2 protein-coding genes are annotated in these 10,250 nt (G+C 72.7%); both read left to right on the plus strand.

What is annotated here, in order from left to right; genetic code table 11:
• Positions 1-2,655: type I polyketide synthase (locus P3T35_RS39950; RefSeq protein WP_280709804.1), on the plus strand; the 2,655-nt coding region annotated here is incomplete at its 5' end.
• Positions 2,656-2,657: 2 nt separating this feature from the next.
• The coding region (locus tag P3T35_RS39955) for a type I polyketide synthase (protein WP_280709806.1) at positions 2,658-10,250 on the plus strand (7,593 nt) is incomplete at its 3' end.

Genomic DNA, 10,250 nt, shown 5'->3' on the forward strand with positions numbered 1-10,250 from the left:
CCGCATCCGCTGCTGGTGGGGAACGGTTTGATGCGTCGTCAGGGCGATTCGGTGGAGCGGTTGTTCGCGGGGTTGGGGCGGTTGTGGGCGGACGGCGCGGTGAGCTGGACGCCACCCGTGACCGCGACGGTGGGGGTGTTGGGCGGGCGGGTGCCCTCGTACGCGTTCCAGCACCAGCACTACTGGCTCCACCCCACCACACCGGCACCGACCGGTGACGGCGGGATCGACCACCCGCTGCTGCGGGACGCCATGGAACTCCCCGACGACAACGGCGTGGTGCTGACGGGACAACTCGCCACCGCCGCGCAGCCGTGGCTCACCGAACACGTCATCGCGGGCTCGCCCTTGCTGCCCGCCGCGGCGTTCGTGGACCTGGCGCTCCGGGCCGGCGAACACGTCGGCTGCCCGGCGGTCGAGGACCTGACGCTGGAGACACCGCTGGTGGTCGCGGACGGCGTGCAGGTGTCCGTTACCGTCGGACCCGACCGGGCGGGCCGGCGCAGCGTCTCGATCCACTCGCGGGCGGACGGCGAGTGGGTCCGGCACGCCACCGGGACCCTGGGCGCCGTACCCGTCGCACCACAGGAGCCCTGGGCACGGCAGTGGCCGCCGCACGCCGAAGCCGTCGACCTCGACGCCTTCTACGACAACCTGGCCGACGCCGGATTTGCCTACGGCACGGCCTTCCAAGGTCTGCGAGCGGCCTGGCGCGACGGCGACACCCTCTATGCGGAGGTGGCCGTACCCCCCGGCGACACCCGGTTCGCCCTGCACCCCGCCCTGCTCGACGCCGCGATCCAGACCGTGACCGTCGCCGACGACCGGGCGAAGATGCCGTTCTCCTTCGCCGGGATCTCCTGGTGGCGCGGCGCCGAGCACGCCAGGGTCCGGCTGACCGTGACCGGCCAGGACACCTGCGCGATCGCCCTCGCCGACGAGTCGGGCGCGCCGGTCGCCGAGATCGCCTCGCTGGCCTTGCGCCGGCCGGCCGGGGCCACCACGCAGGACGTGCCGTACCAGCTGGCGTGGCCGGTCCTGGAAGCGGCGACCACCGAACCGGACATCCCGGTCCACCACGCCACATCGCCCGTCGAGACCCTGCGGGTGATCCAGGACTTCCTCACCACGGACACCCCGCGCATGGTGGTCGCCACGCGCAACGCCGTGCCGGTTCGGCCGGGCGAGGACGTCGACCCGCAGGCCGCCGCCGTCTGGGGCCTGGTCCGGTCGGCCGCCACCGAGCACCCCGGCCGGTTCGTGCTGGTCGACGGTGACGACGGCGACGAGGTCCGGCTGGCCGGCGACGAACCCCAGCTCGCGATCCGCGTCGGCGCCGTTCACGTCCCGCGCCTCGAACGGGCGCGGACCGAACCGCTGCCCTCGCCGCTCAGCCCCGAGGGCACGGTGCTCGTCACCGGCGGCACCGGCACCCTGGGCGGCACGATCGCCCGCCACCTCGCCGTACGGCACGGCGTGCGGCACCTGCTGCTGGTCAGCCGGAGCGGCCCGGACGCCCCCGGCACGGCCGCGCTGACCGCCGACCTGGCCGCGCTGGGCGCGGCCGCCGACATCGTGGCGTGCGACGTGTCCGACCGCGAGGCGGTGACGCGGCTGCTCGCCGAACACCCGGTCACCTCCGTGATCCATGCCGCGGGCACGCTGGCCGACACCGTCGTGGAATCCCTCACCCCGCAGCAGTTCGCGCGCGTGTGGGAGCCGAAGGCCCTCGCGGCCCGGCACCTCCACGAACTGACCTCGGACCTGGAGGCGTTCGTGCTGTTCTCGTCGGCGGCCGGTGTGCTGGGCGGCGCGGGCCAGGCGAACTACGCGGCGGCGAACGCGTACCTCGACGGCCTCGCCGCACACCGGCACGCCCAGGGACAGCCAGCCGTGTCGCTCGCCTGGGGCTACTGGGCGGAGGCCAGCGGCATGACCGGAGGTCTGACCGCCATCGACCGGCACCGCCTGGCCAGGGCCGGCGTACGGCCGCTGCCGACGACGGACGCGCTGGCCCTGTTCGACGCCGCGCTGACCGCGGGCACCCCCACCCTCGCCCCCGTCAGGTTCGACCTGCCGGCGCTGCGCCGCGCCGGCGACCCGCCCGCCCTGCTGCGGGAGCTGGTACGGCCCCGGCGCAGGCAGGCCGCCGACCGCGCGTGGACGCAGGCCGACGTGCTGCAACTCGTCGTGGGCCAGGTCGCCCTCGTCCTGGGGCACTCGTCACCGGAGGCGGTCAACCCCGAGCAGGCGTTCACCGACATCGGGTTCGACTCGCTCACCGCCGTGGAACTGCGCAACCAGCTCGACGCGGACACCGGCCTGCGCCTGCCCGCCACGCTCGTCTTCGACCACCCGACACCGGCCCGCCTCGCCGCCTTCGTGCACACACGGCTGCACGGCACCGAACCCGACCCCCTGCTCGCCGAACTCGACCAGCTCAAGTCCACCCTGGACGCGGCAGCCGCCGACGCCGACTACGAGACCGTCGCGGCCCGCCTCGAAGCACTTCTCTCGGCCTGGACCGCCAGACGTGCCGGCTCCGCGGCCGGTGTCGACGAGGTCAGCGACGACGAACTGTTCAGCCTTTTGGACGATACGCACCGCAGGACCGAGATCATCCGCTCGGGCGAGTCCCGCAACGCTGAGGAGTAGCGATGTCCGACGAAGAGAAGCTCCGCACCTACCTCAAGCGCGCCACGGCCGACCTGGGAGTGCTCGGTAAGCGCCTCGCCGACATGGAGGAAGCCGCGCGCGAGCCGATCGCGATCATCGGCATGGGCTGCCGCTACCCGGGCGGAGTGGAGTCCCCGGACGGCCTGTGGCGGCTTGTCTCGGACGGTGTCGACGCGATCACCGACTTCCCGCCGGACCGTGGATGGGACGTCGTCTACGACCCCGACCCGGACCGGCCGGGCACGACCTACAGCCGATCGGGCGGCTTCCTCGCCGACGGCGCCGGCTTCGACGCCGGGTTCTTCGGTATCTCGCCGCGCGAGGCACTGGCGATGGACCCGCAGCAGCGGGTGCTGCTGGAAACCGCCTGGGAGACCTTCGAGTACGCCGGCATCGACCCGACCACACTCGGCGGCAGCCGCACAGCCGTGTTCACCGGCCTGTGGTCCTCCGGCTACGGCAACCAGCCGCCGCCGGACCTCGAAGGTTTTCTCGCCACCGGAACAGCCACCAGCGCCACGTCCGGGCGGGTGTCGTATCTGCTGGGGCTGGAGGGTCCGGCGGTGTCGGTGGACACGGCGTGTTCGTCGTCGCTGGTGGCGATCCATCTGGCGGCGCAGGCATTGCGGGCGGGGGAGTGTTCGCTGGCGTTGGCCGGTGGTGTGACGGTGATGGCGACGCCGGCGGGGTTTGTTGAGTTCTCGCGGCAGCGGGGGCTTGCCGCCGATGGGCGGGTGAAGGCGTTTGCCGAGGCTGCTGATGGTACGGCGTGGGGTGAGGGCGCCGGCTTGGTGCTGCTGGAACGCCTGTCCGACGCCCGCCGTAACGGCCACCGGGTGCTGGCGGTCGTCCGGGGCTCGGCGGTGAACCAGGACGGCGCGTCGAACGGGCTTGCGGCGCCGAATGGTCCGTCCCAAGAACGCGTCATCCGGCAGGCGTTGGCGAATGCCGGACTGTCGACGGCGGACGTGGACGCGGCGGAGGCCCACGGCACCGGGACCACCCTTGGCGATCCCATCGAGGCTCAGGCACTCCTGGCGACCTACGGTCAGGGGCGGGATGAGCCGTTGTGGCTGGGGTCGGTGAAGTCGAACATCGGGCACACGCAGGCGGCGGCGGGTGTGGCTGGTGTGATCAAGATGGTCATGGCGATGCGGCACGGTGAACTGCCGCGGACCCTCCACGTGGACGCGCCGACCTCGCATGTCGACTGGTCGGCGGGCCATGTCTCACTGCTCACCGAGGCCCGGCCGTGGCCGGAGACGGGGCGTCCCCGCCGTGCCGGCGTGTCGGCGTTCGGCATCAGCGGCACCAACGCGCATGTGGTGATCGAGGCGGCTGCTGAAGAGTCGGTCGGGGTTTCGGCGGGGTCCGCAGGCGGGGTGGTGCCGTGGGTGTTGTCGGGGAAGTCGGATGTGGCGTTGCGGGAGCAGGCGCGTCGGCTGGGGGCGTTCCTGGCCGGGCATCCGGGGGTTGGTGCGGTTGCGGTGGGTCGGGCGTTGGCGGGGCGGTCGCGTTTCGAGCACCGTGCCGTGGTGCTGGGCGGTGTGGAGGCGTTGGAGGCGCTGGCGGAGGGCCGGTCGGTGCCGGGTCTGGTGACCGGGGCTGCCCGGCCGGTGGGTCGGTCGGTGTTTGTGTTTCCGGGGCAGGGTGCGCAGTGGGTGGGTATGGGTGGGGAGTTGTACGGGTCGGAGCCGGTGTTCCGGGAGGCGATCGATGCGTGTGGCGCGGCGCTGGCGCCGTACACCGATTGGTCGTTGGTGGAGGTGCTGGTCGGCGGTGGCTCGTTGGAGCGGGTGGATGTGGTGCAGCCCGCCCTGTTCGCGGTGATGGTGGCGCTGGCGGAGTTGTGGCGTGCGCATGGTGTGGGGCCTGATGCCGTGGTCGGGCATTCGCAGGGGGAGATCGCGGCGGCGTATGTGGCGGAGGCGTTGTCGTTGGAGGACGCCGCCAAGGTGGTGGCGTTACGGAGCAGGGCGCTGGCGGTGTTGGCCGACCAGGGCGGCATGGTCTCCATAGGGCTCGGGCATGAGCAGGCCGCCGAGTTCGTGGCCCGCTGGGACGGCCGGCTGACCGTGGCGGTGGTCAACTCGGCGGACAGCGTGGTGGTGTCGGGTGATCTGGACGCGCTGGACGAACTGCTGACGGCCTGTGAGGCCGACGGCATCCGCGCCCGCCGCCTGCCCGTCGACTACGCCGCTCACTCCGTCCAGGTAGAGGCGATCCGCGAGCAGTTGCTGACCGACCTGGCCGGCATCACACCGCGCCCGGCGAGGATCCCGTTCTACTCCACGGTCACCGCGGAACCGGTCGATACCTCCGCCCTCGACGCCGACTACTGGTACCGCAACCTCCGCGAACCCGTACGCTTCGACCTGGCCACCCGTGCGCTGCTCGACCACGGCCACACCGTCTTCGTCGAGGTCAGCCCGCACCCCGTCCTGGTCCCGGCCGTCGAGGAGACCGGTCACCAGCACGGCTCCGACCTCCTCGTCACCGGCACGCTCCGGCGTGACCAGGACGACTTCCTCGCCCCGCTCGGCCACCTGTACGTCCACGGTGTCCCGGTCGACTGGCGGTTCCCGGACGACACCGAGCCCGTCAGCCTGCCGACGTACGCCTTCCAGCGCCAGCCGTACTGGCTGCGGCCCGTCCCGACGGCGTCGGGCGACCACCCCCTGCTCAGCACGTTCGTGGAACTGCCCGACGGCGCGGTGCTCAGCGGACCGATCTCGCTCGCCACCCACCCGTGGCTGGCCGACCACGCCGTGCGGGGCTCCGTCCTCCTGCCCGGCACCGCGTTCGCGGAAATGGCGGCCTACGCGGCCGGCCGGCTCGGCCACGCGGTCGAGGAGCTGGTGCTCGAAACGCCGCTCGTCCTCGACGACACCCCGGTGCACCTCCAGGTCGTCGTGGGCCCCGAGGACGACGGCCGCAACCCGCTCATGGTGTACTCGCGCGACGGCGACGAGTGGGTGCGGCACGCCACCGGGACCCTGGGCGAGGAGCCGGTGCTGAGCGCCTGGGAATGGCCGTCGGCCGGTGAGCCCCTCGACGTCGACGGGCTCTACGACTCGCTGTCCGTGCTCGGCTACGAGTACGGGCCGGCGTTCCAGGGCGTCACGGCGGCCTGGCGGGTCGGCGACACCGTCTACGCCGAGGTCGAGCTTCCCGCCGAGGAACCGTTCGCCCTGCACCCCGCGCTGCTCGACGCCGCACTGCACCCCATGGCGTTCCTCACCGACCGCACCGGCCTGCCGTTCGCGTTCACCGGAGTGGCGATACGACCCGCGGGCCGCCGGACGCTGCGCGTACGCCTGTCCGCCACCGGGCCGGACACGTACACCGTGGCCGTGGCCGATCCGGACGGCACCCCGGTCGCGGTCATCACGTCGCTGACCGTCCGGGACGCCGCGGCCGTCCCGGACAGCCTGTACGCACTCGACTGGGTCCCCTTCGAATCGGCATCGACGGGCGGCGACCCCGCGGACCTGGTCGTCTACGAGGTGCCCGGGCCGGAGCCCGAGGCGGACACTGTCGAGGCGGCGTACGAGAGCGCGCGCAGCGTGCTCGCCGTGATCCGGGAGCACCTGGCGGGCGAGCGGACACGGCTGGCGGTCGTCACCCGCAACGCCGTCGCCGCCGCGCCCGGTGACGTGGTCGGCCTCCACCACTCGATGGTCTGGGGCCTGGTCCGCAGTGCGCAGGTCGAGCACCCGGACCGGTTCGTCCTGGTCGACGCCGACCCGACCTGGGACCCCGCGCTGATCGCCGGCACGGACGAGCCGGAACTGGCGGTACGCCAAGGGGCGCTGCGCGTCCCCCGCCTGGTCCGCGTCGGCGCGGGCCTCACCCCGCCACCCGGGACCTGGCGGCTGGAGGACACGGGCACCGGCAGCATTGACGACCTGGCCCTGGTGCCCCGCCCGGAGCTCATGGAGCCGCTGGGGCCCGGGCAGGTCCGGATCGCCGTGCGGGCGGCCGGCCTGAACTTCCGGGACGTGCTGATCGCCCTCGGCGTCTACCCCGGCGAGGCCCTGATGGGCGGCGAAGGCGCGGGCGTCGTCCTCGAAACCGGCCCGGACACCCGGTTCCGGCCCGGCGACCGCGTCATGGGCCTGGTCCCCGGCGCCTTCGGCCCGGTCACCGTCGCCGACCAGCGGCTGCTGGTCCGGATGCCCGACGACTGGCCGTTCGCCAGGGCCGCGTCAGTGCCCGTGGCGTTCCTGACCGCGTGGTACGGCCTGCGCGACCTGGGCGGGCTGAAGGCCGGTGACCGGGCCCTGATCCACGCCGGCACCGGCGGCGTCGGCATGGCGGCGATCCAACTGGCCCGGCGGCTCGGGGCTGAGGTGTTCGCCACCGCCGGCCCGGCCAAATGGCACACCCTGCGCGCCCTGGGACTGGACGAGGAGCACATCGCCTCGTCGCGCACCCTGGAGTTCGAGCAGAAGTTCCCGCCCATGGACGTGGTTCTGGACTCGCTGTCCGGCGAGTTCGTCGATGCCTCCCTGCGGCTGCTCGGGCCCGGCGGCCGGTTCGTGGAGATGGGCAAGACCGACATCCGCGACGCAGCCGACCATCCCGACATCGTCTACCGGGCGTTCGACATCGCCAACGCGGGGCCGGAACGGCTCGGCGAGATCCTGGACGCCGTCGTACGGGCCTTCACGGACGGCGGGTTCGCACCGCTGCCGTTGGACATGCGCGAGGTCCGGGACGCGGTCGACGTGTTCCGGTTCATGAGCCAGGCCGCTCACATCGGGAAGATCGTCCTCACTGTTCCTGCGGATCTCGATGCGGCCGGTACGGTGCTGATCACCGGTGGTACGGGGACGCTGGGGGGCCGTGTGGCCCGGCATCTGGTGGCCGAGCGGGGTGTGCGGCATTTGTTGCTGGTCAGCCGCGGTGGTGGCGGGGCGGCGTTGCGCGAGGAGCTGGCCGGGCTGGGCGCGGAGGTGACCGTGGCCGCCTGCGACGTGGCCGACCGGGACGCGCTGGCGGCCGTACTGGATTCGATCCCGGCCGCACACCCGCTGACCGCGGTCGTCCACGCCGCCGGCGTGCTCGACGACGCCGTGGTCGAGTCCCTGACCCCCGAACGTCTCGCAGCGGTCTGGGAGCCCAAGGCTCGGGCGGCCTGGCACCTGCACGAACTCACCCGGGGACGGGACCTGAGGGCGTTCGTCCTCTTCTCTTCGGCGGCCGGGACGCTCGGCAGCCCCGGGCAGGCCAACTACGCCGCGGCCAACGCCTACCTCGACGGCCTGGCCGCGTACCGGCGTGCCCAGGGCCTGCCGGGGGTGTCGCTGGCCTGGGGCTACTGGGCCGAGGCCAGCGGGCTGACCGGGCAGATGTCCGAGGCCGACGGTGAACGCCTCGCCCGCGCGGGGCTGCTGCCAATGGCGACCGACTACGGACTCGGGCTGTTCGACGGGGGCCTGGACACCGCGGAACCGGCGGTGGTCGCGGCCGGACTCAAGGTGTCCGCACTGGGCGACCGGCCGGTGCTGCGCGCGCTGGCACGCGCCCGCAAACCGGTGCGGACCACCGGACTGGCGGGCGAGCTGGGATCGCTCCCCGAGGCCCGGCAACGCGAGATTCTGCTCGACCTGGTCAGGACCCACGCCTCGGCCGTGCTGGGCCGCAGCGACGAGATCGGTGGCGACCTGGCCTTCAAGGACCTGGGCTTCGACTCCCTGACCGGCGTGGAACTGCGCAACCGGCTGTCCACGGCGGTCGGGACCCGGCTGTCGGCGACGATGGTCTTCGACCACCCGACCCCGGCCCGGCTGGCCGAATACCTGCGTGAGGTGGTCCTCGGCAAGGAGCGCCGGACGGTCGCGCCCGTGCCGGTTGGTGTTGCGGTGTCGGGTGATCCGGTGGTGGTGGTGGGGTTGGGGGCGCGGTATCCGGGTGGGGTGGGGTCGGCGCAGGAGTTGTGGGGTCTGGTGTCGGGTGGGGTTGATGCGGTGGGTGGGTTCCCGTCGGATCGCGGGTGGGACGTGGGGCGTCTTTACGATCCGGCGGGTGGTCCGGGGACCTCGTACACGCAGTCAGGGGGCTTCCTCGACGCCGCCGGCGGCTTCGATGCGGCGTTCTTCGGGATCTCGCCGCGTGAAGCGTTGGCGATGGATCCGCAGCAGCGGGTGTTGCTGGAGACGGTGTGGGAGACGTTCGAGGATGCGGGGATCGATCCGACGTCGTTGCGGGGCAGCCAGACGGGCGTCTTCACCGGCATCTGGGCATCCGGCTACGCGGGCGGAGTGGACCAGATCTCGCGCGACGCGGACGGCTATGTGGCTACCGGCACGGCGACGAGTGTGACCTCCGGGCGGGTGTCGTATCTGCTGGGGCTGGAGGGTCCGGCGGTGTCGGTGGACACGGCGTGTTCGTCGTCGCTGGTGGCAATTCACCTGGCGGCGCAGGCGCTGCGCTCGGGGGAGTGCTCGCTGGCCCTGGCCGGCGGTGTGACGGTCATGGCGACACCCGCCGCCTTCATCGACTTCTCCCGCCAGCGTGGGCTTGCGGCCGATGGGCGGGTGAAGGCGTTTGCCGAGGCTGCTGATGGTACGGCGTGGGGTGAGGGCGCGGGGTTGGTGCTGTTGGAGAGGTTGTCCGACGCGCGTCGCAGCGGTCACCGGGTGCTGGCGGTGGTCGCGGGAAGCGCGGTCAACCAGGACGGCGCGTCCAACGGCCTGACCGCGCCCAACGGCCCCTCCCAGGAGCGGGTGATCCGTCAGGCCCTCGCCAATGCCGGGTTGGCGCCGTCCGAGGTGGACGCGGTGGAGGCGCACGGCACCGGTACCACCCTTGGCGATCCGATCGAGGCTCAGGCACTGCTGGCGACGTACGGTCAGGACCGTTCCGGACCGCTGTGGTTGGGGTCGGTGAAGTCGAACATCGGGCACACCCAGGCGGCGGCCGGTGTGGCTGGTGTGATCAAGATGATCATGGCGATGCGGCACGGTGAACTGCCGCCGACGCTGCATGTTGATGCGCCGACCTCGCACGTCGACTGGTCGACGGGCCAGGTCGCACTGCTCACCGAGGCCCGGCCGTGGCCGGAGACGGGGCGTCCCCGCCGTGCCGGCATCTCGGCGTTCGGCATCAGCGGTACCAACGCGCACGTGATCCTGGAGGCACCGGCCGCAGACCCGGCCGACGAGACGTCGCCCGCAGCCGTCGTGCCGGTGCCGTGGCTGCTGTCGGCCAAGTCCGAGCAGGCGCTCCGGGCCCAGGCCCGCAGGCTGCAGGCGTACGCGGCCACGGCCCCCGACCCTGACGGAATCGGCGCCGCGCTCGCCGCGCGGACCCGGTTCGCCCACCGGGCCGTGGTGACCGGACCGGAGGCACTGGCGGCCCTGGTGCGCGGGGAGGCGCATCCCGGGCTGGTGACCGGAGAGGCCCGCGACTCGGGCAAGTCGGCGTTTGTGTTCTCTGGTCAGGGTGGTCAGTGGGTGGGGATGGGTCGGGGCCTGTATCGGGTCTTCCCGGTGTTCGCGCGGGTGTTGGACGAGGTGTGCGGGTTGTTGGGGTTGCCGGTCGAGGTGTTGTTCGAGGACGCGGAAGGG

Source organism: Kitasatospora sp. GP30, assembly GCF_029892145.1.
GTDB lineage: Bacteria > Actinomycetota > Actinomycetes > Streptomycetales > Streptomycetaceae > Kitasatospora > Kitasatospora acidiphila.